Source organism: Antarctobacter sp. (assembly GCF_965277915.1).
Taxonomy (GTDB): domain Bacteria; phylum Pseudomonadota; class Alphaproteobacteria; order Rhodobacterales; family Rhodobacteraceae; genus Antarctobacter.
In genome coordinates this window covers 2005505-2031369 of the sequence record NZ_OZ255849.1, presented here as the reverse complement: position 1 = coordinate 2031369, position 25865 = coordinate 2005505, and the positions used below count along the sequence as shown (strand labels likewise).

27 protein-coding genes are annotated in these 25865 nt (G+C 64.7%); 13 read left to right on the top strand and 14 right to left on the bottom strand.

The features are described 5' to 3' along the window. Nucleotides 1–11: 11 nt before the first annotated feature. Genes ACQY5B_RS10740 through ACQY5B_RS10730 form a run of 3 tightly spaced genes read left to right on the top strand, consistent with a single transcriptional unit; the run spans nt 12 to nt 2568 of the window. Nucleotides 12–1340, top strand: a complete 1329-nt coding sequence (locus ACQY5B_RS10740) for a M48 family metalloprotease (RefSeq protein WP_420325276.1) — start codon at nt 12–14, stop codon at nt 1338–1340. Nucleotides 1341–1366: 26 nt separating this feature from the next. Then, the gene (locus tag ACQY5B_RS10735; RefSeq protein ID WP_420325277.1) at nt 1367–2146 is read left to right on the top strand and encodes a DsbA family protein; all 780 of its coding nucleotides are present in this window, start codon (nt 1367–1369) and stop codon (nt 2144–2146) included. Further along, a complete protein-coding gene (locus ACQY5B_RS10730) occupies nt 2143–2568 on the top strand; it encodes a hypothetical protein (RefSeq protein WP_420325278.1) in 426 nt (141 codons plus the stop codon). The genes ACQY5B_RS10735 and ACQY5B_RS10730 overlap by 4 nt, the downstream gene beginning before the upstream one ends. A 6-nt stretch (nt 2569–2574) precedes the next feature. On the opposite strand, the gene ispG is transcribed toward ACQY5B_RS10730, so the two are convergent. The 3 genes from ispG to hemA form a co-directional block, all read right to left on the bottom strand. Further along, nucleotides 2575–3699, bottom strand: coding sequence for a flavodoxin-dependent (E)-4-hydroxy-3-methylbut-2-enyl-diphosphate synthase (gene ispG / locus ACQY5B_RS10725; RefSeq protein WP_305969806.1), 1125 nt, complete (start codon nt 3697–3699; stop codon nt 2575–2577). Nucleotides 3700–3791: 92 nt separating this feature from the next. Continuing rightward, nucleotides 3792–5633, bottom strand: coding sequence for a helix-turn-helix domain-containing protein (locus ACQY5B_RS10720; protein ID WP_420325279.1), 1842 nt, complete (start codon nt 5631–5633; stop codon nt 3792–3794). Between the two features lie 125 nt (nt 5634–5758). Next, the gene (gene hemA / locus ACQY5B_RS10715; RefSeq protein WP_305969804.1) at nt 5759–6988 is read right to left on the bottom strand and encodes a 5-aminolevulinate synthase; all 1230 of its coding nucleotides are present in this window, start codon (nt 6986–6988) and stop codon (nt 5759–5761) included. Between the two features lie 266 nt (nt 6989–7254). Between hemA and ACQY5B_RS10710 the strand changes: the two genes are divergently transcribed. The 4 genes from ACQY5B_RS10710 (at nt 7255) to ACQY5B_RS10695 (ending at nt 10584) form a co-directional block, all read left to right on the top strand. Beyond that, complete coding sequence (locus ACQY5B_RS10710) at nt 7255–7803, top strand: sigma-70 family RNA polymerase sigma factor (protein ID WP_305969803.1); 549 nt, start codon at nt 7255–7257, stop codon at nt 7801–7803. Further along, nucleotides 7800–8474: an anti-sigma factor gene (locus ACQY5B_RS10705; RefSeq protein WP_420325280.1), complete on the top strand. Its 675-nt coding sequence runs from the start codon at nt 7800–7802 to the stop codon at nt 8472–8474. Before ACQY5B_RS10710 ends, ACQY5B_RS10705 begins: the two co-directional genes overlap by 4 nt. 56 nt (nt 8475–8530) lie before the next feature. Continuing rightward, a complete protein-coding gene (locus ACQY5B_RS10700) occupies nt 8531–9901 on the top strand; it encodes a M20/M25/M40 family metallo-hydrolase (protein ID WP_420325281.1) in 1371 nt (456 codons plus the stop codon). Between the two features lie 143 nt (nt 9902–10044). Next, a complete protein-coding gene (locus tag ACQY5B_RS10695; RefSeq protein WP_306043387.1) occupies nt 10045–10584 on the top strand; it encodes a hypothetical protein in 540 nt (179 codons plus the stop codon). 1 nt (nt 10585) lies between these two features. Here the strand turns inward: ACQY5B_RS10695 and ACQY5B_RS10690 are convergent, their stop codons facing one another. After that, nucleotides 10586–11461, bottom strand: coding sequence for a glycosyltransferase family protein (locus ACQY5B_RS10690; protein ID WP_420325282.1), 876 nt, complete (start codon nt 11459–11461; stop codon nt 10586–10588). A gap of 118 nt (nt 11462–11579) precedes the next feature. On the opposite strand from ACQY5B_RS10690, the gene ACQY5B_RS10685 reads away from it, so the two are divergent. After that, complete coding sequence (locus ACQY5B_RS10685; RefSeq protein WP_420325283.1) at nt 11580–12329, top strand: hypothetical protein; 750 nt, start codon at nt 11580–11582, stop codon at nt 12327–12329. Here the strand turns inward: ACQY5B_RS10685 and ACQY5B_RS10680 are convergent. The 6 genes from ACQY5B_RS10680 to ACQY5B_RS10655 form a co-directional block, all read right to left on the bottom strand. Beyond that, a complete protein-coding gene (locus tag ACQY5B_RS10680; RefSeq protein ID WP_420325284.1) occupies nt 12320–13588 on the bottom strand; it encodes a glycerate kinase type-2 family protein in 1269 nt (422 codons plus the stop codon). The two genes, ACQY5B_RS10685 and ACQY5B_RS10680, sit on opposite strands and share 10 nt — an antisense overlap. Before the next feature lie 43 nt (nt 13589–13631). Further along, on the bottom strand, nt 13632–15041 hold the full coding sequence (locus ACQY5B_RS10675) for a carnitine 3-dehydrogenase (protein ID WP_420325285.1): 1410 nt from the start codon (nt 15039–15041) through the stop codon (nt 13632–13634). A gap of 81 nt (nt 15042–15122) precedes the next feature. After that, nucleotides 15123–15884: an SDR family oxidoreductase gene (locus ACQY5B_RS10670; protein WP_420325286.1), complete on the bottom strand. Its 762-nt coding sequence runs from the start codon at nt 15882–15884 to the stop codon at nt 15123–15125. Next, nucleotides 15881–16321, bottom strand: coding sequence for a lipocalin family protein (locus ACQY5B_RS10665; RefSeq protein ID WP_420325287.1), 441 nt, complete (start codon nt 16319–16321; stop codon nt 15881–15883). The genes ACQY5B_RS10670 and ACQY5B_RS10665 overlap by 4 nt, the downstream gene beginning before the upstream one ends. Further along, nucleotides 16318–16944 (bottom strand): GDSL-type esterase/lipase family protein, encoded by a 627-nt coding sequence (locus ACQY5B_RS10660; RefSeq protein WP_420325288.1) that lies wholly within the window; start codon nt 16942–16944, stop codon nt 16318–16320. The genes ACQY5B_RS10665 and ACQY5B_RS10660 overlap by 4 nt, the downstream gene beginning before the upstream one ends. 334 nt (nt 16945–17278) lie before the next feature. Continuing rightward, the gene (locus tag ACQY5B_RS10655) at nt 17279–18010 is read right to left on the bottom strand and encodes an RlmE family RNA methyltransferase (RefSeq protein ID WP_305969792.1); all 732 of its coding nucleotides are present in this window, start codon (nt 18008–18010) and stop codon (nt 17279–17281) included. 143 nt (nt 18011–18153) lie between these two features. Here ACQY5B_RS10655 and ACQY5B_RS10650 point away from each other — a divergent pair, with 143 nt between their 5' ends. Further along, nucleotides 18154–18501: a DUF1428 domain-containing protein gene (locus ACQY5B_RS10650; protein WP_420325289.1), complete on the top strand. Its 348-nt coding sequence runs from the start codon at nt 18154–18156 to the stop codon at nt 18499–18501. A 12-nt stretch (nt 18502–18513) separates the two neighbouring features. Here ACQY5B_RS10650 and ACQY5B_RS10645 read toward each other — a convergent pair whose 3' ends face one another. Next, entirely contained in the window at nt 18514–19626 is a 1113-nt protein-coding gene (locus tag ACQY5B_RS10645) for a Ppx/GppA phosphatase family protein (protein WP_043138673.1), read from the bottom strand. 32 nt (nt 19627–19658) lie between these two features. Continuing rightward, on the bottom strand, nt 19659–20351 hold the full coding sequence (locus ACQY5B_RS10640; RefSeq protein ID WP_420325290.1) for a sulfotransferase family 2 domain-containing protein: 693 nt from the start codon (nt 20349–20351) through the stop codon (nt 19659–19661). A gap of 233 nt (nt 20352–20584) precedes the next feature. Here ACQY5B_RS10640 and ACQY5B_RS10635 point away from each other — a divergent pair, with 233 nt between their 5' ends. From ACQY5B_RS10635 to ACQY5B_RS10620, 4 genes are read left to right on the top strand one after another with little or no spacing between them, the layout of a single operon-like run. Continuing rightward, complete coding sequence (locus ACQY5B_RS10635; RefSeq protein ID WP_300436932.1) at nt 20585–20881, top strand: virulence factor; 297 nt, start codon at nt 20585–20587, stop codon at nt 20879–20881. A 36-nt stretch (nt 20882–20917) separates the two neighbouring features. Further along, nucleotides 20918–21847 carry a methylenetetrahydrofolate reductase gene (locus ACQY5B_RS10630; RefSeq protein WP_420325291.1) on the top strand — a complete coding sequence of 310 codons (930 nt, stop codon included), beginning with the start codon at nt 20918–20920 and terminating at the stop codon, nt 21845–21847. A gap of 3 nt (nt 21848–21850) precedes the next feature. Beyond that, complete coding sequence (locus tag ACQY5B_RS10625; RefSeq protein WP_420325292.1) at nt 21851–22519, top strand: HAD family hydrolase; 669 nt, start codon at nt 21851–21853, stop codon at nt 22517–22519. After that, nucleotides 22516–23598, top strand: coding sequence for a methyltetrahydrofolate cobalamin methyltransferase (locus tag ACQY5B_RS10620; RefSeq protein ID WP_305969786.1), 1083 nt, complete (start codon nt 22516–22518; stop codon nt 23596–23598). Before ACQY5B_RS10625 ends, ACQY5B_RS10620 begins: the two co-directional genes overlap by 4 nt. 410 nt (nt 23599–24008) lie before the next feature. Here the strand turns inward: ACQY5B_RS10620 and ACQY5B_RS10615 are convergent, their stop codons facing one another. Continuing rightward, a complete protein-coding gene (locus tag ACQY5B_RS10615; RefSeq protein ID WP_305969785.1) occupies nt 24009–24563 on the bottom strand; it encodes a hypothetical protein in 555 nt (184 codons plus the stop codon). A gap of 407 nt (nt 24564–24970) precedes the next feature. After that, complete coding sequence (locus ACQY5B_RS10610) at nt 24971–25858, bottom strand: endonuclease/exonuclease/phosphatase family protein (RefSeq protein ID WP_420325293.1); 888 nt, start codon at nt 25856–25858, stop codon at nt 24971–24973. Between the last annotated feature and the right edge of the window lie 7 nt (nt 25859–25865).

Sequence of the window (25865 nt, the reverse complement as noted above, 5' to 3'; positions counted from 1 at the left end):
GCAGCCCGTCAATGATCCGCCACACGATCCTGTCCCGTCTGACCGCCTTGGTGATGTCTCTGTCCATTCTGGCAGCAGCTCCGGCCCAAGCGGCCACCACGCTGCTGCGCGACGCGGACATGGAATATGCGCTGCGCCAGCTTGCCTCGCCCATCCTTTCCGCCGCCGGCCTCAGCCCGCAGCAGGTCAAGATCATCGTGATCGACGACGGGTCACTGAACGCCTTTGTCACTGATACGCGGCATATCTTTCTGCATTCCGGCCTGATCATGCGGCTGGACAGCGCCGAGGCCTTGCAGGCCGTGATCGCGCACGAGGCCGCACATATCGCCAACGGCCATATCGCGCGCCGCCTTGGCAACCTGCGGGCTGCGCGCACCGCCGCCGGGATCGGCATGGCTCTGGCCGCCGCTGCCGCCGCCGCAGGTGCCAACAGCCAGGCAGCGGCCGCCGCCGCCATAGGGTCGCAATCCTCGGCCATGCGGCTGTTCATGTCGCATACCCGGGCCGAGGAATCCGCCGCCGACATATCCTCTGTCCGGTTCATGATGCGCGCCGGCGTCGATCCGCGCGGCGCGCTGGAGGTGCAAGAGCTCTTTCGCGGCCAAGAGGCGCTGTCGGTCGGTCGTCAGGACCCCTACATGCGCACCCACCCGATGACCCGTGACCGGCTCCGCGCGCTCAAGGCGCTGGTGGCCGGACAGAAAAGCCCCGGCCGGGATGCCACCGCGCAATACTGGTTCAAGCGGGCACAGGGCAAACTGACCGCCTTCAAGCGCGCGCCTTCGTGGACGCTGCGACGGCTCAAGGACAGCGGAAGCCAGGACATCGCCCACATGCGCGAGGCCGTGGCCTGGCACCGCCAGTCGAACCTCAAGAAATCCCTCGCCGCGATCGACCGCGCCATCGCGCTGCGCCCCAGCGATCCTTACTTGCTGGAGCTCAAGGGCCAGATCCTGCTGGAGTCGCGCCAGTTCGGTGCCGCCGTGCAGGTTTACCAGGCGGCCGCCAATCGCGCCCCGCGCGAACCGCTGATCCTGGGGGGCTTGGGTCGATCGCTGCTTGCCACCGGCAACCATCGGCAGGCGTTGAAGGCGTTGGAGGCCGCCCGCGGGCGCGACTTCACCGATGCCCGCGTGCTGCGCGACCTTGCCGTGGCCTATGCCAAGACCGGCCAGCCGGGCATGGCCTCGGTCGTGACGGCGGAACGTTACGCCCTGCAGGGGCGCCTCAAGGACGCAAGGCTGCACGCGGAACGCGCGGTTGCCACCCTGCCCCGCGGCTCTGCCCCGTGGCAACGGGCACAGGATGTGCTAAGTGCGGCGAAACGGGCCAAATAACAAACAACACCATTGGGAGTCCCCATATGTTCACCTCGACCAAATTCCTTCGCGGCAGTGCCGCTGCCCTCTGTCTGCTTGCGGCCCCGATGGTGCAGGCGCAGGACGACGACGGCTTTGATTTCTCGTCCATGTCGCCCGACCAGCGCGCCGCCTTCGGCGCACAGGTGCGCGAGTACCTGCTGGAAAACCCGCAGGTCATCATGGAGGCCGTCGCCGTTCTTGAAGACCGTGAAAAACAGGCACAGGCCGCGCAGGACGACGCCCTTGTGTCGGACAACATGGCCCGCCTGCTGGACGACGGGTTCTCCTGGGTCGGCGGCAATCCCGACGGCGACGTTACGGTGATCGAATTCATGGATTACCGCTGTGGCTATTGCCGCCGCGCCCATCCCGAGGTCGAAGAGCTGATCGCCAGCGACGGCAACATCCGCTACATCCTCAAGGAATTCCCGATCCTGGGCGAGGCGTCGATGGTGTCATCGAAATTCGCCGTCGCCACGCATATCGTGGCCGGAGACGAGGCCTACAAGGCCGTGCATGACGCGCTGATCACGCTGGAAGGCAACCCGGGCAACGGACCTCTGCGCCGGATCGCGCAGACGCTGGGCCTGGATGCCGATGCGATCATGGCAGAGATGGACAGCGACGAAGTCGCCCGCCGCATCGCGGAAACCCGTGAACTGGCGCTGGCCATGAACATCAACGGCACCCCCAGCTTTGTCTTCGGCGAGGAAATGGTGCGCGGCTATGCGCCGCTGCCCACCATGCGCCAGATCATCGAAGACCAGCGCGCCGCCGAGTGATCCGGGCCGCACTCGTCATCATTGCCTTCTGCGCCGGCCCTTCGCTGGCGCAGGAGATGTCGCTGTCGGAGCGTCTCAGGGCGCTCAGCGCGCCGGCGCCAACAGACTTCTATGCAGACGAACGCCAAGGCGATCTCGACCTGATCGCCCGCCATGCACCGGCGCTATTCGGCAAGCAGGGCGCCGTGATCGCCATGTTCAGCGGGCCGGACTGCGACAGTTGTGCCGCCGCTTGGGCCGATCTGCAGGACATGGCCCGGGCGCAGGGCGTCTCTGCAAGATTGCTGGACACGGCCGAGCCAGAAAACGCCGCGCTGATGCAGGTGCTCACGCTGGACACCTTGCCTTCTTACGTCATGCGCGACAGGCTGATCCGGGGTGAGATGCCGGCCTTTGTCCTGGGCCGGTACCTGACGGAATGAGGCGGGTTACTCCGCCGCCTCGGTCTGTCCGGCCTCGATGACCTCTGCCCGCTTTTCGACCTCTTCGACGATATGGTCGATCATCTGGTCGTTGGACATCTTGTGGCTGGCCTTGCCGGCAAGGTAGACCATGCCGCTGCCCGCACCGCCGCCGGTAAAACCGACGTCCGTCATCAACGCCTCGCCGGGGCCGTTCACGACGCAGCCGATGATCGACAGGCTCATCGGCGTCTTGATGTGTTCCAGTCTTTTTTCAAGCACTTCCACGGTCTTGATCACGTCGAATCCCTGCCGTGCGCAGGAGGGGCAAGAGATGATATTGACACCGCGATGGCGCAGGCCAAGCGATTTCAGGATCTCGTAGCCGACTTTGACCTCTTCGACCGGATCCGCCGACAGGGACACGCGGATCGTGTCGCCGATCCCCATCCACAGCAGGTTTCCCAGCCCGATGGCGGATTTGATCGTGCCGGACATCAGGCCCCCGGCCTCGGTGATGCCAAGGTGAATCGGCGCATCGGTCTGTTCGGCAAGCTGCTGGTAGGCGGCCGCGGCCATGAAGACATCCGAGGCCTTGCAGCTGATCTTGAACTCGTGGAAATCGTTGTCCTGCAGGATCTTGATGTGATCCAGCCCGCTTTCGACCATCGCGTCGGGGCACGGTTCGCCGTATTTCTCCAGCAGGTGTTTTTCGAGGCTGCCGGCATTCACGCCGATCCGGATCGAGCAATTGTGATCCCGCGCGGCCTGGATCACCTCCCGCACGCGGTCCTGGCTGCCGATGTTGCCCGGGTTGATGCGCAGGCAGGCGGCGCCGGCCTCGGCGGCCTCGATCCCGCGCTTGTAGTGAAAATGGATGTCGGCGACGATCGGCACCGGGCTTTCGCGCACGATTTCCTTCAGCGCGCGCGAGGAATCCTCATCGGGAACCGACACCCGGACAATGTCAGCCCCCGCTTCAGCTGCGGCCTGCACCTGCTTGATCGTACCGGGAATATCCGTGGTGACCGTGTTGGTCATCGTCTGGACGCTGATCGGCGCATCCCCCCCGACGGGGACATTGCCGACCATGATCTGCCGGGATGTGCGACGATAGATGTTGCGCCACGGGCGGACGTGATTGAGGCTCATGCGCTCTGTCCTGTGTTTGCGTTGGTCTCGAGGCGGACACTAGTCGTTGCGCGCGCCACAGACCAGCCCGTGCGCCATCGCGCCGCGTGTCGTTACTGGTCCTGCAGTTGCAGTTCCGCGACGACCTTGGCCAGTGTCTGGTTCCGGGTCAGATCGGCGACCTGCATCTCGCGCTGGATGTCGCCGGCCGACAGGGCAAGATCACGCCCGAACTGACCGCTGGGCCCATAGGGGCCGTAGGTCTCGCCATTGACGGCAAAGAAGACGCCGCCCGCATTGCCCGAGAAGATCGTCGGCGCCTGGTCGGTCTGCGGCACCTTGTAGGTGTCGCCCGGCTTCAGCAGTCGCGCCAGCAGTTTCTTGCCCGAGGGCGAGGTGATCTCGACCCAGGTTTCCGCCACGGCCACGACGGTGATGCCGGGCGCGGGTTCGGCGGTGACGCGCGGTACGTTGGGCTGCACGAGTTCCGGCGCGGGCGCCGGTTCCGCCACTTCGACGGGGTCGGGCGCAGGCGCGACCGGTTGCGGCGCAGGAACCGAAGGAGCGGGCGCCGCGGCAATGGCGGCTGCCAGCGCGATGCTTTCGGGCCGTGCGACCGGCGGGACGTTCGGCACGTTCCGCGCCAGGTCGGTAGGGATCGGTTTCTGAGCAGCAGGCTGCACCGGCTCTGCCCGGGCCACCTGCGGCGCGGCCAGGTTCAGATCTCCAAGAACGGAGGCCAGATCCCGGTCCTGTGCCGAATCCGCGATATCGTAGCGATCCACCACGTCCGCCCCGGCAAGAGAGATGTTGCTGGTCACACGCCCCGGTCGACCGGCGGGGCCGTAGGTCCGACCGTCGACGTTGAAGTAGACGGCACCGGATTCGCCGACCCGGATACGCGGGCTGGAGGCCTCACGCGGCACGGCAAAGGTCTCGCCCGCGTTCAAGACGCGAGAGACCAGAACGCCATCGTTCTCGGAACGGACCTCGACCCAGGCGGGACGCACGGCGACAACCGTCACGCCGCTGGCCACGGCAAGCGGGCTGGCAGGCGACGGACCATCAGAGGAGTCCGGGATGACGCCTTCGGCAACGAGACGATCCGCCAACGCCGCGGCGGCCAGCGAACTGTCCTGCACATTCGGCAAACCGCGCGGACCTCCACCACCGGCAAAGACGCCGACACGTTCGGGGTCCAGGGTGGAAATCGGGGCATCGCGCGCCACCAGAACCGGAACATCCAGTGCCTGCGGTCGATAAAGACGATCAAATGCCTCGGTCGTCGGCGGGGTAAAGACGCCGGCCTGCGTGGTTTCGTCACCCTCTTCGCGCGCACTGGGGGCGATGGCCGCTTGCAGCGGGTCCAGTTCGCTGAGCACGATAGGGGTCTGGTCGACAGGCGTCACCTGAACGCGCTGCACCTCTTGCAGCACGCGGTAACCGCCGTAACCGATGCCACCGATCAGGGCCAAGAGCACCAGCGACGACCCAAGCGCACCCGGTTCGACCCGCGACAGGATGCTGTCATTTGCAGGGGCGAAGGGCATGCGCGGTTCCGCGATGGAATCGCGGTTGCGCGCGCGTGCCTTGTCATTCTTGGGCTTGCGGATGACAGAGGCCTCTTGCGACATGCCGTGCGCAACGGAAAAGCCGCTTTCCGCGCAGAAATGCGCAAATGCCTCGTCCGGGTCCATCCCGAGGTATCGAGCATAAGAGCGGACGTAGCCGGCGATGAACCCCGGCGTATCAAAGGCGGAAGGATCGCAATTCTCGATTGCTGCAATGTAGCTTGCCTTGATGCGCAGCTCTCGCTGAACATCCAGCAGCGACTTGCCCATTGTCGCCCGTTCACCGCGCATGACATCACCCAGCTTCAGGGTGTAGTCATCAAAGCTCTGTGGCGACTGGTCATCGCCACTGTCGTCACGGTGCTGGGATTTGCGCCCGATCATTGCGAGACTGCCCCATTCTACCCATCATTTATGTGCCTGCCCGGTCCGGGCTACACGATTCGTGCAACCCGGTTATTGCGATAAGGCTAACACATCTCAAGCCATTTGACAGGTATTGGCGGGGTTTAGCCGGCGAGTTCAGCGCGATTCAGCGCACAATGGCTCCACAATTCGTCCATCGCGCCCACCAAACGATCCATTTCGTTCGGGCCGTGCACCGGCGAAGGCGTAAAGCGCAGACGTTCGGTGCCACGCGGCACGGTGGGGAAGTTGATCGGCTGGACGTAGATGCCGTAGCCCTCGAGCAGCATGTCGCTCAGCTGCTTGGTGTGGACCGGATCGCCGACGATCACCGGCACGATATGACTGCCGTGATCGATGATCGGCAGCCCCATGCCCTTGAGCCGGGTCTTGAGGATCTTCGCACGTTCCTGGTGCAGGTCGCGCAGTTTCTGACCCTCGGAGGTCTTGAGGAAAGCGACAGAGGCCCGCGCGCCCGCCGCCAGCGCCGGCGCCAGAGAGGTCGAAAAAATGAACCCCGGCGCGTAAGACCGCACCGCGTCACACATTTTCGCCGAGGCAGCGATATAGCCGCCCATCACGCCATAGGCCTTGGCCAGCGTCGCGTTGATAATGTCGATACGGTGCATCAGGCGGTCACGCTCGCATACACCGGCGCCGCGCGGACCGTACATGCCGACCGCGTGCACCTCGTCGATATACGTCAGCGCGCCGAATTCGTCCGCCAGGTCGCAGATCGCCTCGATCGGCCCGAAATCGCCATCCATCGAGTAGACGGATTCAAAGGCGATCAGCTTGGGGGCCGCGGGATCGTCCGCTTCCAGCTTGGCGCGCAGATCGTCCAGGTCGTTGTGCTTGAAGATGCGCTTGGCGCCACCGTTGCGGCGCACGCCTTCGATCATCGAGGCGTGGTTCAGCTCGTCCGAATAGATGATCAGGCCCGGAAAGAGTTTCGGCAGCGTGCTCAGGGTCGCGTCGTTGGCGACATAGGCGGAGGTGAACAGCAAGGCAGCTTCCTTGCCGTGCAGATCGGCAAGTTCTGCCTCCAGAGCCTTGTGATAGACCGTGGTGCCCGAGATATTGCGCGTCCCGCCCGAACCAGCACCGGTGGCGTCGATGGCCTCGTGCATGGCCTCCAGGACAACCGGATGCTGCCCCATGCCAAGGTAGTCGTTGCCGCACCAGACGGTGATCGGAGTCTCGCTGCCGTCCGGCTTGCGCCAGGTGGCATGCGGGAACTGGCCGTTCTTGCGCTCGATGTCGATGAAGGTGCGGTAACGGCCTTCTTCGTGCAGACGGTTCAGGGCGTCATCCAGTTTCGCGGTGTAGTCCACCGGGCTCCTCCTTCTACTTTCGACCCTCGCCAACGGGCCGGTGCTGCAGTCACACCCTATTCAATTTCATGAATAACTAACGAACGCGAGGTGATGTGTCCACCGTTTAGAACCGGACCATCCGTCGCATCCTTGATCTGAATCAACGGACTGACCATTACAACTTTGATCGTAGTTACATAATGTCGCGTATCGGAAACATGATTCATTGCCTTGACCCGGCCACGTCCTAACCTGCAAGACGTCTTGGCAGAACCGGAGCAGGCATGACAACCCGAAGCGACATCGAGGCCCTGATCGCGCGCGTCGCATTGCGTGACCGCGGCGCCTTTGGGGCCCTCTATGATGCCACCAGCGGCAAGCTACTGGCGATTTGCCTGTCGGTCCTGAAAGACCGCGAAGAGGCCGAGGATACCCTGCAAGAGGTCTTTCTGCGCATCTGGAACAAGGCTGACCGCTATGCCGTCACCGGCCACAGCCCGATGACCTGGCTGATCACCATCGCCCGCAACATCGCCATCGACCGCCTGCGTGCGCGCCAGCGCTCGCAATCCGGCCAGGACAGGACGGAAACAGACGCGCTGCCCGATTCCCGCCCCGGGCCCGAGGCCTCGACCATTGCCGCCTCCGAAAGCCAGCGCATCGTCAGCTGCCTTGATGAACTGCCGGACCAGCGCGCAAGAGCGGTGCGCGGGGCCTACCTCGAAGGGGCCAGCTATGCCGATCTCGCGGCGCGGTTCGAAGTGCCACTCAACACCATGCGGACCTGGCTGCGCCGGAGTCTGCAGAGCCTCAGGGAGTGCATGTCCCGATGAGCTCTGATCTGCCCGAAATGCCCGAAGACGACGACGATCTGCTGGCCGCGGAATATGTCCTGCGCCTGCTCTCGGCGGATCTCGAAGGCGTGGCCGCGCGCCGCGTGGCCGAGGATCCGGAATTTGCCGCCCGTGTCCACCATTGGGAATCCCGCCTTGCGGACCTGGCCGATGAACTGGACGAGGTGAGGCCCTCGCCCCGGGTGCGGCGTGCGCTGCTGGCCTCTGTTGGCGGGGCGCCGGAATCGCGGGCCCGTCGCTGGTGGCTGGGCGCAGGGCTGGGCGTCGCAACGCTGGCCGCGCTGGCCTATGTCGCTCCCCTGCCCTTCATGACCCGCGGTCCGGATCTTGGCGCTGAACTGGCCTCTGCCGACGGCACCTTGCGCTATGAGGCGCAGGTGACCGGTGACGAACTGGTGCTGGCCCGGCTCGAAGGTGGCCCGCGCGAAGGCCGGGCGTTGGAACTCTGGCTGATCGCCGAGGACGATCCGGCACCGGTTTCGCTGGGTGTGCTGCCGGATGCGGATGTGGCCGAGGTCGCGCTGACGCCGGCGTTGGCAGCCCGGATGGCCGGCGGCACACTTGCCGTTTCGGACGAACCGCCCGGCGGTTCGCCCACCGGAGCCCCCACCGGAGAGGTTCTGGCCGCCGCGCCGCTTGTCGAACTCTGATCCGGCTGGACAGTCCCAAGCGGTCTGTTAGCCTCGCCGAAAAATCAGGAGTTCCCATGTCTCTCGACGCCACGCTTGCGCGCATCGACGCCGATCTTCCCGCTGCCCTGGACCGCCTCATGGCGCTCTTGCGGATCCCCTCCATCTCGACCGACCCGGCCTATGCCGACAAGTGTCGGCAGGCGGCGGAGTGGCTGGTCGAGGACCTGAAAAGCCTGGGCATCGCCGCCGAAACCCGGACCACGCCAGGTCACCCGATGGTCGTGGGCCATGTCGAGGGCGATGGCCCGCACGTCCTGTTCTACGGCCATTACGACGTCCAGCCGGTCGACCCGCTGGACCTTTGGGACCGCGATCCCTTTGATCCGGCGATCGAAGAGACGGCCAAGGGCAAGGTCATCCGCGGACGCGGCTCCTCGGACGACAAGGGCCAACTGATGACCTTTGTCGAGGCCTGCCGGGCGTGGAAGGCGGAACATGGTTCGATGCCTTGCCGCATCACCTTCTTCTTCGAGGGCGAGGAAGAAAGCGGCTCCCCGTCGCTGATCCCGTTCCTGAAGGAAAACAAGGAAGAGCTGAAAGCCGACATCGCCCTGATCTGCGACACCGGCCTGTTCGAAAGCCGCGTGCCCGCGATCATGACGCAGTTGCGCGGGCTGCTGGGCGAGGAAATCACCCTTACCGGCCCGGACAAGGACCTTCATTCCGGGATGTACGGCGGCGTTGCGCGCAACCCGATCCGCGTGCTGTCGCGCATTCTGGCCAACCTGCACGACGACAACGGCCACATCCAGGTGCCACATTTCTACGACGGGGTGCCGGAACTCTCGGACGAGATGAAGGCGCAGTGGGAGGCACTGAAATTCGACCACGGCACATTTCTGGGCGACGTCGGCCTGTCGAAACCGGCCGGGGAACAGGATCGCAGCGCTCTGGAAATGATCTGGTCGCGCCCCACGGCCGAGATCAACGGCATCATCGGCGGCTATACCGGCGACGGTTTCAAGACGGTGCTGCCGTCACAGGCCTCGGCCAAGGTCAGCTTCCGGCTGGTCGGCCAACAGGATCCCCACGCCCTGCGCGAACATTTCCGGGCCTGGGTCCGCGCGCAGTTGCCCGAGGATGTCACGGTCGAATTCCATGGCCACGGCGCCTCGCCCGCCAGCCAGATGCAGACGACGCATCCCGCTTTCGAATCCGCGCGCAGCGTCTTGGGAGCCGAATGGGGGCACGATGCGGCCTTTACCGGCTGTGGCGGCTCGATACCCGTGGCAGGGTATTTCAAGTCGATCCTCGACATGGACACGATGCTGGTCGGCTGGGGCAAGGACGACGACCAGATCCATTCCCCGAACGAGAAATACGACGTCGAGAGCTTTCACAAGGGCATCCGCAGCTGGGCCCGTATCCTGGACGCGATCCGCTGACGGCGCGCCGCGCCCCCGGTCGACCGGGGGCGCGAACCGGCGGACTTCTTGCGAACCTCGCGAATTGAAAGCGAAAGCCCGGTTCTCGCCACATTCCGACGCCAATCCTGCCCGAAAGTTCCGTTAACGATAAATGCATGACCATGCCTTATCGCCCCACCGTCTTCCGCAAGCAGGATCACAGCGACTTCAGCCGCCGCGTCCGCCGTATCGACCCAGAGGCACAGGCCCGCGGCATCGCCGGGCGAGCCCGAGCACAGCCCAAGATGCTGACAGCCGGTCTGACCGGGTTCGGCGCCGCCTATGCGACCGCGGCCATCGCCACCAACCGCGACCGGATCGAATTGGCCCTCAGACAGGAAGGTCTGGCGGCGGACACCCAGCACCTCGTCCTTGCCGCCCTGACTGCGGCATTGGCGGCCACGCTGGTCATGCTGACCTTCCAGGTCTTGCGCGCGGCCCTGACCGCCGGCGTGGCGCGCAAGAATGGACGTGCCTTTTTCCTCGGGGCCGTGGCTGCCTTTGGCATGTTCTATACGCCCGACTTTGTCTGGCAGTTCGGTTTTGACCTGATGGACGGGCGGTCGCAAAATGTCCTTGCCAGTGCCGGATCCTTCTTCGAAGACAAGTTTCCCGGCCTGAACATCGACCAGATCAGCTTTACCTCCTCACGCGCCTTCTAGGTCAGATCAGCCCCATGAACCGGTCGGGCAGCAGGTACTGCTGCGCGTATTCCGGACGCTTGAAGGCATGGAATCCCGTCTCGCCACGCGGTCCCCAGGTCCGCGCCATGCGCTTGCGCACCCAGCCAAGGTCAAAGCCGTTCTCCATCGGCAACTCGGTGAAAGTCACGAACAGAGCCCTGTCCTCTCCCCGTGCCTCGGCGAACCAGTGACGCCCGATGGCGGTCTCCTGCACGTCGGTCCCGATCTCCTGCGTGACGGAATTCCGGGCGTTCATCGTCTGCACGTAAGTGCCGAAATCGCAGAACTTCAGGTGAAAGAGATACAGCTCATCCGGCGTGATCAGCTTGTCATACTGGGTGAAATGCCCGCCGCGCGCGATCTTGACGCCCCGGCTGATGATGCAGGGCTTGGAATAATGCGGGGCCAGCCGCACATGGCGGCGCGGGCCTAAAATTGGGCCGGTGATTTCGTCGCGTTCGACGTCGACCCGGTGGATGATTTCCAAACCCAGCGGCGTCAGCACGCGCCGGGGTTTCTGGGTCCGAAGGTAGTCCAGCAACGAACCGCCATGTGCGGGATCCACCACCACCAGCTCATCCACGTCGCCCACGACCACATGCGTGTAGTAGCAACGCAACCCCTGGACAAGATTGTTGAGAAGTCGCCAGCGCTTCATGTCGAAATTTGGATGAGGGTCGCCGGGTATCCCAATGATATTGCAACCTTCTGCAAGCTCCTCCACATCCGCGCCGCGACCGTGATTGACGATGTAGCAATTCTCGCGCCCGAAGGTCTCGCCGTAGTGTCGCAACCAGGCTTTCAGGAAAAAGGCATCTCCGCGCACCATAGTCAGCGCCGCCGCCACCGATTGCATCTGCCCTGGCCTCTTTGTCGTTGTTTTGCCGCGCAGACTACCGCAATGACGACGATATGAGAATCGCATTCTCAGAAATGGGCGGCTAGGTTTGCCTCGGGATCAGCACGAGGCGGACATGATCGGACAGGCAGTCGCGAACACCGGGTGGCAGATGGCAAAGGGACCGAGCCAGCCCCGACGGTTCCAGGTGTTCGGCGAACGCTCTTCCGGAACGAATTTCGTCAAGCGGCTGATGGCACGCAACAGCGCTCTGACCCCGACCGAATACATGGGCTGGAAACACGGGTTTCCCCACATGACGGCAATCCCCGGCGACATGCTGGTGATCTGCTGCGTCCGCGACGCACGCGCCTGGTCGCTGTCGATGCATGCGAAACCCTGGCATTGCCCGCCCGCAATGCAGCTTATGCCCTTTGCCGAGTTCCTGCGCGCCGAATGGGGCACGATCGCAGACCGCAAACGCTATTTCCCCAAGGTGGCCGAACACGGCGGGATCGGGCAACCCCTTCAGCATGACAGGCATCCACTCACGGGACGGCCCTTTGCCAATCTTCTCGCCCTGAGACAGGCGAAACTGACGGGCCTGTTGTCCTTTTTCGAGCGGGAGTGTTCGGTCGTTTTCTGCCGGCTCGAGGCCGTGCAAGCGGACCCGGAGCATTTTGTCACCGCGCTGTCAGTGAGCTTTGACTTGCCGGTCCATGCGCAGCCATTCCGGCCGGTGGTCAAACGCCTGGGATCGAAGTTCCTGCCCGTCGTGCCCGAGCGCCCCGAAACCCCGCGCCGGTTTCCCGAGGCAGATCTTGCCTTCCTGCGGGCGGAACTGGACCTCGCCACCGAAACCGCCCTTGGGTATGACTATACCTGAGGAAAGATCAGTACGGCCCTGAAATCATTGACGTTTGTCCCCGTGGGCCCGGGGGAAAAGAGATCACAAAGAGCCTCGAAGGCGCTGTAGGGATCCTGCCCCTGGATATAGCCCATCGGATCCTTGCCCTGCGCCCGAAGCCGGTCAAAGCTGCCGCCATCGACAAAGGCCCCTGCGTTGTCCTCGGTCCCGTCGATGCCGTCGCTGTCCGCCGCCAGGGCGGTGATCCCGGTGAGCCCCTCGATGCCCTCGGCGAACCCCATCAGAAAGGCCGTGTTCCGCCCACCGCGCCCGGGGTTTTGCCCCAAGGTCACGGTGGTCTCGCCCCCTGACAACAGAACCACCGGCGCGCGGAACGGGCGATTGCGCAAGGCGATTTCGCGGGCCATTGCCGCGTGCACGCGCCCCACGTCATAGGCCTCTCCCTCGATCGCGTCAGACAGGATCGCGACCGTCAAACCCGCGGCTTCGACCTGCTCCGCCGCCGCCTCAAGCGACAGGCGCGCCGAAGCGATGACGTGCACGGCATTCCCGTCGAAACAGGCGTCACCCGGCCTTGGCGCGGCGCTTGCTTCACTTGAGATGTGCTTCATAACATTTTCTGGCAAAACAATGTTTCGCGCCTTTATCATGGCAAGCGTATCCTGCCGGGTCACCGCATCCGGTACGGTCGGCCCGGATGCGACCTGTGCAGGATCGTCGCCAGGAACATCCGACACCACCAGAGAGACCACTCTTGCCGGATGCGCAGCGGCGGCCAGCCGCCCTCCCTTGATGCCGCTGACATGCTTGCGGATTGCATTCATCACGCCAATCGGCGCACCGGATGCCAGCAACGCCCGGTTCAGCGCCTGCTCATCGTCCAGGGACAGCCCCGCAGGTGGCGCGGGCAGCAGAGCCGAACCACCACCACAGACCAATGCGACCACAAGATCATGCTCTGTCAGCCCCTCGACCGCGCGAAAGACCGCCTCTGTCGCATTCAGGCCGGCCTCGTCCGGCACCGGGTGCGCGGCCTCCATAACCGGCAAGTGGCGGCAGGGGGTGGCATAGCCATAGCGCGTGACCACGACGCCCTCGACCGGATCCTGCCAGAGCTCCTCGAAGGCGGCCGCCAGCTGCGCAGCCCCCTTGCCCAGGGCAACGACCACGGTCCGTCCTTTTGGCTTGCCCGGCAGCACCCCGGCAAGAGCCCGCTTGGGATCCGCCGCAGCCACCGCGACCTCGAACAGTTCGGTCAGAAAGCGTCGTTCGTCCATGTTCTGTCCTTGTTTCTTTCCTGTCGCGTCAAGGGGTTGGCCGTCAGCCGTCGGCGTGCATCCGCGCCAGACGGTCGACGTTTTCACGCACATGATCCAGCGGCGGGCAACTGCGGCGCGTCTCCAGCGAGACATGCAACATGAACTGATCACCGGTGGCCAGCACTTCTCCGTCCGACGCACGTTTCATCTCGTGCCAGAGGCGCAGCTTCTTGCCTTCACCCAATGTCACGCGCGTCTCGACGAAAATCTCTTCTCCGGCAAGAGTTTCCGCCAGGTACTTGATGTTGGTTTCCGCGGTGAAATAGCTGTTGCCCGCGTCGATATAGGCCTGGTCGGCGCCGACATGCGTCATCAGTTCCTCGGAGGCGTCCGAGAAGACCTGCCCATAGCGCCCTTCGTTCATGTGACCGTTCAGATCGGTCCAGTCCACCGGCACGATCCGCCGCACGGTCACCATTGGCACGGTTTCCTCCAGCGGGCCGCGCATCCGGTCGTCCTGCGCCCGGATCAGCCTGCCCGCCGCAGCGCCCTGCATCTTGAGCGCCCGCAGGATCGCCACGAGGTTGTCGTCCCGCAGTCGTTCCAGTTCACGGATCGACAGATGCCCGGATTGCGCGTCCGACTGCTCGGCGATCAGGTCGACCAGCTCGTCGGTGAATTCGGGCACATCCATCAACTTGGTCCAGGGCCAGGACAGGCACGGCCCGAACTGGGCCATGAAATGCCGCATCCCGGCCTCGCCACCGGCCACGCGGTAGGTCTCGAACAGACCCATCTGCGCCCAACGCAGGCCAAAGCCATAGCGGATTGCGTTGTCGATCTCTTCGGTGGTGGCGATCCCGTCCTTGACCAGCCACAGCGCCTCGCGCCAGACCGCCTCGAGGAAACGGTCCGCGATATGGGCGTCGATCTCGGCCCGGACATGCAGCGGGTACATGCCGATTCCGGTCAGGATCTCGCGCGCCTTTTCGACGATATCAGGCGCTGCCCCCTCACCCGGGACCAGTTCCACAAGCGGCAAGAGGTAGACCGGGTTGAAGGGATGCGCGACGATGATCTGGCCGGGGCGCGCCGCCCCCTCCTGCAACTGCGAGGGTTTGAACCCGCTGGTCGAAGAGGCCAGCACCGCGCCGGGTGCGCAGGCGGCCTGGATCTCGGCATAGACCCTGTGTTTCAGGTCCAGCCGTTCCGGGACGCTTTCCTGAATGAACTCGGCGCCTTCGACGGCCTCGGCAAGGCTGTCGTGGAAACTGATCGGGCCCGGCGCCGGCATCGGCGCCTCGAACAGCATGGGCAGGGCGCGCGCGGCCCCGGCCATGACCTCGTCGATCTTGCGCGCGGCCTCGGGGTCGGGGTCGTAGACCCGCACCTCCCAGCCCATCAGCGCGAAACGCGCCGCCCAGCCGCCGCCGATGACACCACCGCCGATGATCGCTGCCCGTCTTGCCACGTCACACTCCCTGTTTGATTTCGTTTCCACCCTAAGCGGCCCTTTATCTGACCGAAAGTGCCCCGCGCCCTCTGCGCGCTCTCAAGGCGCCAGTGTTTCCGTATGCCCGTCGATCGCCAGGATCTGCCCGGAAATCTTGCGGGCCGCGGGCGAAGAGAGCCAGAGAACCGTCTCGGCGACTTCATCTGCGGTGACCCAGCTGCGCAAAGAGACGCCGCGCACATAGAGCGCGCGCACCTCCTCGGGGCTGAGGCCCGACGCCGCGCTTTCCATCGCGACAACCCTGTCCATCCGGTCGCCCTCGACCGCGCCGGGGCAGATCGCGTTCACGCGCACGCCCGCCGGGCCCAGTTCCATCGCAAGCGTCTTGGTCAGCCCGACGACGGCCCATTTGGCCGAGGCATAGGGCGCGCGCAAGGGGTAGCCATGCAGGCCGGCTGTCGAACTGGTCAACACGATCAGCCCGTCGCCCTGCGTGCGCATGACCCGCGCCGCCCAGCGGCAGGTCAGGAAAGCGCCCGTCAGGTTGACGTCGATACAAGCCCGCCAGGCGTCCAGGTCCAGCGTTTCGATCCGGCCCGCCTGCCCGCCGGTTCCGGCGTTGGCACAGACCACGTCCACTCCGCCGAAGCTCTCTTCGACCCGGGCAAGGAAGGCGGTCATGGCGACCTCATCGGTCACATCGACGACCTCTGCCAGGGCCTTTGGATGCGCGGCGCGAAACTCGCTGACCGCGGATGGATCGATGTCGCAGACCGCCACCCGGTCGCCCCGGGCCAGAAAGCCCTCGGCCATCGCCCGGCCCAGCCCGGCGGCCCCTGCGGTGATCAGAACCCGCTTCATCCCTGCTCCAACCGTTCCAGGTCATAGCCATACCAGGCCAGGATTTCTCGCGCGGCGCGCAATCGCTCACCAGGCTGGCCGCTGCGGTCCATGATCCAGACCCGCCGTCCGTCGGGATCGCCAAGCGCCGCCGTCCTGTTGTCGGCGTCGATCCAGTAGACCCAGACCGGCGCACTATCGAGTGTCAGCCGTCCCTGCCCCTCATCCCTGACCGGCATCGCGCGCCCGCCAATCACCGCTTGTCGTTTATCGAACCGCACCCGAGTGCCGGGTCGCAGCTCCGCGCCCTGCACAACCAGCCATTCCCCGCTGAGACGCCCCAAAGCCGCATCCGCCTGCGAGGCCACGGGCGCCGTGGGATTGCGCAGGGGCAGGTCTCCTCTGGGCGGGGCAGCAGCGCATCCGGCCAGCGCGAGGACAAGGCACAAGGCCCTCACGCCAAACGCTCCGCGAGCACCCCGGCCAACGTCTTGCCAAAGCGGTGATGCGCCTCCGGCTCCCAGTGGACACCGTCCTTGGGCGATACGGTGACGTGATCTCCGGCGCGCAGGAAGCCGCACCCCTGCCGCTCGGCCGCTGCCGCGATGAACGCTTCGATCCCGTCCTGCCGCGCTTCCGCCCCGGCAAAGACCTCGCGCAGAGCGCCGGTTTCCTGCACCGGAGCAGGTGAGACAAGGACAATATCGCCCACCACACCTTCGGCCCGTGCCATGAGCGTCAGCCGCTCGACAGAGCGTGCGATTTCCCAGGCACTGACGGAAAAGCGGATCTTCAGGTCGTTGGTGCCCAGCATCAGCACCATCAGGTCGATCGGCTTGTGACTGTGCAGGATGGCAGGCAGCACCGTGGCACCGTTGCGCATCCCGCCCTCGACCACGTCGTCATGCACGGTGGTGCGTCCGGGCAGCCCCTCGTCGATGACGCGAAAACCGGCCCCCAGCTCGGCGGCCAGAACATCGGGCCAGCGATCGCCGGGCGGATGGCGCAGGTCGACCCCGGGCGCCGGAAGCGGCGCCGTGCCGTGGGTGTTGCTGTCGCCGTAACACAGGATCGTCTTCATGCCGCCCTCCCCGCTTTGCGCCCATCCAGACGGCATCGCAAGGGGGCGTCAATCCCTCAAATGCAGGGTTTCAGCTTGTTTCTTGCGCCACGACACGGCACAAGACCTGATGTTGACCCTGCGTCCGCACCCCAAGGCCCGCTGCCACACGAGAGGCCCATGCGCGACAGCGATGACCCAAATGCGTCCTTGCGCGGGGCGCGGCACGCGCGGCTGTTCGCGTTGTACCAGCAGGAACACCTGCCGGATGACGACGTGCCTGCCCCTGTCGCGCGGGAACCGGCCCTCACGCCTGAAGAGGCGCGCCGCCTGCAAGAGACGGCCATTGCCTCTCTCAGCCGCGGAACCCCGTGGCGACAACGAATTTTTCGCTTGAATCGGACCGGCTCGCCGGCGGCTTGAAATTCGCGACTTTCCCGAACCGGCGCTTGAGTTCGGCCTGAAGGCTGCCTTCGGCCCCGCCCTGCAGCACCTTGGCGACAAAGGTGCCGCCCTCCTCCAGCACGTCGAAGGCCAGGTAGGCCGCCGCTTCGCACAGGGCGATGATCCGCAAATGGTCGGTCTGCTTGTGCCCCGAAGAGGCCGCGGCCATGTCCGACATGACCACATCGGCCTTGCCGCCCAGCCAGGCCTTGACCTTGTCGTCGGCACCGTCCTCCATGAAGTCCAGCTGATGGATCTCGGCGCCCGGGATCGGCTCGACCTCTTGCAGGTCGACACCCAGGACAAAGCCTTGCGCCTTGCCCTGCTTTTCCCCCAATGCATTGACCCGAGGCACCGCCACCTGGCACCAGCCGCCGGGCGCACAGCCCAGGTCGACCACCCGCGCGCCGGGCACGAGGAACCGGTACTTGTCGTCGATTTCCAGGATCTTGAAGGCCGCGCGGCCGCGGAACCCCTCGTCCTTGGCGCGTTTGACGTAAGGATCGTTCAGCTGCCGTTGCAGCCAGCGCGTCGAGGAAAGCTTGCGCCCCCGCGCGGTCTTGACCTTGACCTTGAGGTCACGCTGCCCGCGCCCCGAGCTGTTCTTGCCGCCGGAATTACTGCCTGTGGGTTTCTTCGCCATCTCACCGCGACCTTGCTTTGGGAACCCCTTGCATACGCCAATGTGGCGCCACTCGAAAGACCGTTCCCATCCGCGACAGGCCTGTTGCCTTTTCAAGGCGAACGCGACCAAATGACGGTGCGATACCGCGACAGGAGAGCCCCATGCCCTATTACGACATTTTCCTTGCCCCGATCCCGGATGCCAAGAAAGCCGCCTACGGCGATTTCGTCAAATTCACCCAGGACATGTTCATCGGTCTCGGCGCGACGGATGTCGTCGATCTCTGGCCCAGCGATGTGCCCGATGGCGAAGTCACGTCGCTTCCGCTGGCGGTCAAGCTGCAAGAGGGCGAAAGCGTCGCCGCCGGATACATCGTCTGGCCGTCGAAAGAGGTCCGCGATGCCGGCTGGGGCAAGATGATGAGCGACGAGGACCCCTTCGACATGCCCTTCGACGGCAAGCGCATGATCTTTGGCGGGTTCGAAGAGCTGTTGCGCACCACCGCCTGAGCGGTGCGCCCGTCAGAGCGGGCCGTCCTCCAGCACGCCATCGGCGGACATCTGGGCGTATAGCAGCCCCTCGCGCAGGCCCCGGTCGGCCACCGACAGCCGGTCGGTCGGCCAGAGCCGGAGCAGCGCCTGCAGGATCGCCGACCCGCTCATGATCAGCGCATGACGGTCCGGGCCGATGCGCGGGTCCTTGCGGCGGCCCGCCGGTCCCATCGCAAGGTACCGCTGGATCACCGCCTCGATCTGGTCCGAGGACATGCGCAGCCCGTCCACCTTGGTCCGGTCGTAACGGCGCAGTCCCAGGTGAGAGGCGGCGACGGTCGTGACCGTGCCAGAGGTGCCGACGATCTGGAACCCCTCGCGGGCCTGTTCATCCTGGTAGGGCGCGAATTCGGCCAGGTTCTCCTCGAAATACCAGCTCATCAGCGCATATCGCGCGGCGTCGTCCATGACGTCGGAAAACTGGTCACGCAGCGTCGCCACGCCCAGAGGCACGCTGATCCAGTCCACGACCTTGGCCGAGGGGAACGGGCTGTCGGGCGGATGAAATCCCGCGTGCAGGCGCATGATCGCGCGCGGCCTTTCGCGGGGCGCAACCTTGCTGAGGTCGATCCAGACAAGTTCCGTCGATCCGCCGCCGATATCCACCACCAAAAGCTGTTCGGTCTTGGTCGAGACCAGCGGCGCGCAGGAAATTACCGCAAGCCGCGCCTCTTCCTCGGGCTGGATGATTTCCATCTTCAGCCCGGTTTCCCGCTGGATGTGACGGATGAACTCCCGCGCGTTGCGTGCCCGCCGACAGGCCTCTGTCGCGACCAGCCGCATCCGCGTCACCTTGTGGCGTTCGATTTTCTGACGGCAGACGTGCAGCGCCGACACCGTACGCCCCATCGAGGCGCGGCTGAGCCGCCCAGTCTTTTCGAGCCCGTATCCAAGCTGGACGGACTTCGAGAAGCTGTCGACCACATGAAACTGGCTGCCCTTTGGCTGGGCAATCAGCATGCGGCAACTGTTTGTACCCAGATCCAGCGCCGCGTAAAGTGCGTTGGGATCTGGCCGTGACGGCGCGGGGCTCTCGACCGGTTTCGGGAAAGCGCCCGCAGCCTTGGGACGCTTTGGCGCCATGACGTCGCGCCTTTTCCGAGATCAACTTGCCCTCACGATACGCGCCGATCCCCTATCGCGCAAGCATCATGTATCCGGGGTCCCAGCGGATTGACAAAGTAATCGCGCAGGTAGTCGTACTGGGCGTCCAACAGCGGGCGCAGCCGGTCGATCGTGCGCCCCTCCAGGTCGAAAATCGACAGCTTTGCGCCGCTGGAATTGGCATGCGGCATCCGGACCGTCTCGCCGGTGCGCCGGCTCAGGTCCGCCGCCAGGTCGTCCAGCTCACCGGTGCGGTAGACCCGGTCGTAATCGCTGCGCAGGTCGGGCCCCAGGAACAGCTCGGCCCCAAGGACGTGGTGCTTTACGATGGATGACTTGCGCCGGTAGCGCGGCAAGCGGCAAAAGAAAGTGTCGGGATCCGGGGCCACCGGCAGGCCGCCTGCCGCGCGCACCCTGGGGCTGTCCTTGAGCGCCCGCCGTTTGACCACGATGTCCGTATAGCAGGACATCAGCCGCCCCGCCGGGTCCCGCACCACGCAGAACCGAAAGAAATCGGCGTGCTCGGACCAGCGACCGGGATGAAACCGCCGTGTCTGGTAGATCCGATGCCAGGTCTGGAAATCGGGCTTGTCCGGAACGGCCACGCAGGGGTCCAGCATCGCCAGCGCCATTTTCACCGATGAACACCCCGCCTTTGGCAGGGCGGCATAGGCCAGTTTCCAGGCGTCGATTGCGATGACCAAGGCGCGTCCCCTCCCTTGCCTGCCCTGCGGGCAACAGGGGCATGCGGCAAGAATCGGCGACAAACCTTAATTTTCCTCATCTAGATGGTGAGAACTTCTGACCTTTGTTGCGGTTGGAACCCGGACGCACCCGGCATAAGCTGTCGCGCATGGTGCGGGACAAGTCGAAAATCGACCCGTGCCCATGTCGTACCGCGCGTAAAGAAGCAAGAAGAAGCAAGGGAATCGGACCTATGGCAGAGCTGACCATCGTCTACTGGCGCGACATCCCCGCCCAGGTCATCGTGGGCAAGGGCCGCCGTGGCGCCAAGGTCCAACTGCCCGAACGGTTCGAGCAGGCCATCGACCGCGCTGCCATGAAAACTGGCGCCGCAGAGACGGATGCCTATCTTGCAGAGTGGCGCAAGGTGGCCTCCGGCACGGTCGAGGGCGACCCGCAGGAAGCCGCAAACGCCGAAGCCGCTCGGCTCGAGGCGGAGTTCGATCAAGAGCGCATCAAGGCGCTTATCGCCAACGACGGCTGGGCCTGAGGCCCGGTTCACGACATGACCCTTAAGGAGACGCTCATGGCCCTCTTGAACTTCCGCAAGCGCGACGAGCCCCCCAGGACCGCAAACCCCGACATGGAGGCCTTCCTGCAGAATTACTCGATCGAGGTCATGCCGCGCACGGCCTCCAAGGTCGAGGATTTCCGCGCGCTCCTGCCCGAGGGTACCCGCGTCTACATCGCCCACATCGAGGGCACGCCGATCGAGGAAATGGTCGCCACGGCCAAGCGCCTGTCCGGCGAGGGCTACAACGTCATGCCGCATTTCCCGGCCCGCATCATCAAGGATGCCGCGACGCTGGAAAACTGGATCGCCATGTACCAGGGCGAGGCGGGCGTCGAACAGGCGCTGCTGCTGGCCGGTGGCGTGGCAGAGCCGCACGGCGACTTCCACAGCTCGATGCAGCTGATGGAGACAGGTCTCTTTGACAAGGCGGGATTCAAACGCCTTCACGTCGCAGGCCACCCCGAAGGCAACAAGGACATCGACCCGGACGGCGGCGATGCCACCGTAATGGAGGCGCTGCGCTGGAAACAGTCGTTCAGCGAACGCACCGACGCGCAAATGGCCCTGGCCACCCAGTTCGCCTTTGACGCCGGTCCGATCATCACCTGGGCCAACCGCCTGAAATCCGAAGGCATCGACCTGCCCGTGCACATCGGCATCGCGGGCCCGGCCAAGCTACAGACACTGATCAAGTTCGCCATCGCCTGCGGTGTCGGCCCCTCTCTCAAGGTTCTGCAAAAGCGCGCGATGGACGTGTCCAAGCTGCTGCTGCCTTACGAGCCGACCGAGGTCCTGTCGCAGCTTGCGGCCCACAAGGCGGCCAATCCGGACTTCAACATCGAACAGGTCCACTTTTTCCCGCTGGGCGGCATCAAGACGAACGCCGAATGGGCCATCGCCAATGGCGGCGCCGCGACCCGTCCCGCAGCGGCACACGGCTGAGGCATGACACGACCCGCCCTGCTGTTCGACCTGGACGGCACAATGCTGATGACCGATGACATTCATCGGGAGGTCTTCGTCGACCTGATGGTGCCCTATGGCATCGAGGTGAACGAAGAGTTCTACATGAGCCATGTGCACGGCCGGCTGAACACGGATTTCTTTGCCGAGTTCCTGCCGGATCTCGAAGACCCGCAGGGCCTGTCGGACCTCAAGGAGGCGCGGTTCCGCGACCGCCTGCCGCGTCCCTACCCGGCCATGCCCGGGGCCGAAACACTGATCGACCGGGCGCGCGCCGAAGGCTGGGCGCTGGCGGTGGTGACCAATGCCAACCGCCTCAACGCCGAGGCCATGCTCGAGGCCGTGGGCCTGCGCGACGCCTTCGAGGTCGTGGTGATCGGCGAGGAATGCACCCGGGGCAAACCCGACCCCGAGCCCTACCTGGCGGCGATGCGTGCGCTGGACATCGCGCCCGACCACGCCGTCGCCTTCGAGGACAGCCCATCGGGGCTGCGCGCCGCCGCCGCCTCGGGGGCCTATACCGTGGGGCTCCGGTCGGGGCTTGCGGATGCAGACCTGCGTGCCCACGGCGCACAGGAGACGATACAAGATTTCAACGACCCCGCGCTCGAGCTGATCCTCGGGCGCCTGACAGGAGAGCCAGCTCAATGACCCGCACCATCGTCGAGTCGAAAACAAAAACCGCCGTCATCGGCTTTGACGAACCGTTCTGCGTGATCGGCGAGCGGATCAACCCCACGGGCCGCAAGATCCTGAACGTAGAGCTGGAAGCCGGCGATTTCAGCCGCGTCGAGGCCGACGCCATCGCCCAGGTCGCCGCCGGCGCCACCGTTCTGGACATCAACTCGGGCGCCGTCTTTTCCAACAAGATGGCAGAGGATCCGCGTTACGCCGACAACAACTTCGTCGAGCCGACCCTAATGAAACAGCTGGTCGAAGTCGTCCAGAACGTCGTCGACATCCCGCTCTGCATCGACAGTTCGGTGCCTGGCGCGCTGGAGAACGGCCTGGCCGCAGCCGAAGGCCGCCCGCTGCTGAACTCGGTCACCGGCGAGGAAGAGCGGCTGGAACTGGTACTGCCGCTGGTCAAGAAATACAACGTGCCGGTCGTGGCGATCTCGAACGACGACACGGGCATCTCCGAAGACCCCGAGGTGCGGTTCGCCGTTGCGAAAAAGATCGTCGAGCGCGCCGCCGATTACGGCATCCCCGCGCATGACATCGTGGTCGACCCGCTGGTGATGCCGATCGGCGCGATGGCCACCGCCGGCCTGCAGGTCTTTACGCTGGTCCGTCGCCTGCGCGAGGAACTGGGCGTCAACACCACCTGCGGCGCGTCGAACATCTCTTTCGGCCTGCCGAACCGTCACGGCATCAACAACGCCTTCCTGCCGATGGCGATGGGCGCCGGCATGACCTCGGCCATCATGAACCCGGTTGCCCTGCCGGTGAACGCCACCAAAATCGCCGAGAAAAAGGCCGAGGTGGCCGCCGCCGGGATCATCCTGCCCGAGGACATCGACGACGAGACCTTTGTCACCCTCTTCGGCATGGGCTCGACCAAGCCGCGCGCCGGCAAGGAGATGGAGGCCATCCGCGCCGCCAACTTCCTGACGAACAACGACGACGGCGGCGCCGCATGGATCGAGTTCAACCGCCAGGCCCCCAAGGCCGGCCAGGAAGGCCGCGGCCGCGCCGGCCGCACCGGCGGACGTCGTCGGCGGGCCTGAGCCCACGGATCAAGGGCCCGGCTGGCCGCCGGGCCTTTTTTCTAGCAACGTCGTGAACAGAGGTTCTCGCAGGGGATCCCGTCGTTGTCCCCGTCGCGCACCTTTTGCCCGCATTGAACCAGCTTGAAACACGCTTCTTCGCAAGAGCGCAGGCGCTTGCAGCTCACGTTTCTGCAATCAAAAGCCTGCGCTGTCCGAAACTGTTCAATGCGCTCTGTCGGGGTTGGTTTGCTTGGATCGGCAAGGCTGGAACCTGCGGCAAAGACCATCGACATAAAGAGCAATCGGCCCATAATACCACCATCAATCGTTAACGAATTGTTAACTTTTGACGCGGCACGCGCAGCTAGGCAACGGGAAATATCTCCGAACCGTTGCCCGTTCGTCCGGCGGCCAGCCGAAAAAATCGGTCAGAGAGCCAGCCCCAACTGGCGCAGCTTGGTGTTTTCCGCCGCACAGTAAAGCCCGTCCCGCAGCCGATCCGGCGTCAAGGGCAGTCGCAAAGAGGCGTCCGCGATGGCACTGCGCTCCAGCGAGGTATCGTCGCGCACGAACTCGGACGACATCACAAGGATGGTCAGCTTGGGGTTCGTGCGGCGCAAGGACAGCAGGACATCCACCGCCTGTTCCAGGGGCCCGAAGACGTCGATGTTCACCAGAAAGGCGGCGCTGTCGCCGTCCACGCGTTCCGCGATCCGCAACGCATCGCGCACCTGGCCAAAGACCGTCACCGAGGCTACCCACTCTCCAAGTTCGCCAAGCTGGTCCGCAATGCCGTCCCGGGGCGCCTGCAAAATGAACAGATCCAGATCCCAGATATCCAGTGCCCGCTCATCTACGGAGAGATCGGTCAGCGTGTCATAGGTGGCGAATGCCTGGTCCGCCTGGGCGGCCGTTCCTCTGCGGGTCCGAAGGAAATGAACTTCTGCACTTTCCGTCCAGAGCTCTTTGGAATTGATTCCCACCGGCAAAACCTCTCCCTGCGGGCCAAAGCCCGTTATTTCGTCTATGCAGGCTGTCGCCTTCTTTCAACTTAGTGGTGTGGAAACGATCCCAAAGCTGACCTTCGCGGTCAAGCTTTAGACTATCCGGAAGGCTAGTTTCCGCCTATCGCCCGCGTGCGGTTCCACATCACTTGAGGCTTAGTAAGCAGACCGAATCCGGAAAACAAGCATCCACCAGGCATATTCTGAAACGCGACGAGTTAACTAAAAACAATGACTTCAAAGCATTAATCCATGTATCGAAAGACATTTCACCATTTAGGTCCAAACCGAATCAGGGGGCCGCAGCCCTGACCCGGCCAGTGGCGGGATCCCGCCCACACGCGCCCGGTGCTGCGCAGCAAACGGCCAATTGTCCGGACGTTGGTCTAAAGTCGGGCCCTTGCCAGGTCCAACACAACCCCCGCGTGATCGCTGGCATGTGGCCGGTGATGGCCGGTTTCCGGCAGACGCCTGGCGCCTTCCGGTCCAGCCTCGCGCCCCATGCCGGCCCGCAGAATCCGTGGCACAACCCCATCGAGCCGCGCGGCGAGCCTGGGAGAGGCGATCAAGGCATCCGGCGCGCCGTATCTCTGCTCATCGGGTTGGAAATAGGTCCACCGCTCTGCCGCAGGCAGCCGCCGCATCAGGTTTTCGCCAAGCACCTCAAGCGGCGCCACCGCCCTTTCCGTCGAACCGCCCGGTTCATTCAGATCCCCCGCCACCAGCCACAAGGACCCGGCCCCGGCCACCAGTCGGGCAAGCGCCTGCGCCTCCAGCCGCCGCACCGCCCAGGCCCGTGCCGCATCCGGATATGGCGCCTTGAAATGCACCACGAAGAGCGTCAGTTCGCCAAAATGCACCTCCAGCGCGTCGCGTCGAAAGATCGGTGCGTCGGCGGCCATGTCTTGGGGCGGAGCAAGCCCCAGGTCATCGGCCGTCAGCGCCGCATGGCTGGCAGCGTGATCCCAGGGGACGCGCGACATGATCGCCACGTCCAGCCCACGGCCATCATTGCCCGGCAGGCACAGCCGCCAGGGATAGGCCCGACAGACAGGCACCAGGTAACGGTCGTGAAAGGCATCCAGGCTGGCCCGGTCAAAGACCTCTTGCAAGGCCAGGACATCCGCATCCGCCTGCGCAAGCAGTGCCGCCGTCAACCGCCGGTCTGCCTGATCCAGCGCCGGGCTTTCGTCATCGTCGCGGTCGCGCGCCCCGAAAACCGTGCCATCCGGCATAAGCCGCAGGTTCTGCATGTTCAGGGTCGCGATCCGCATGACACAG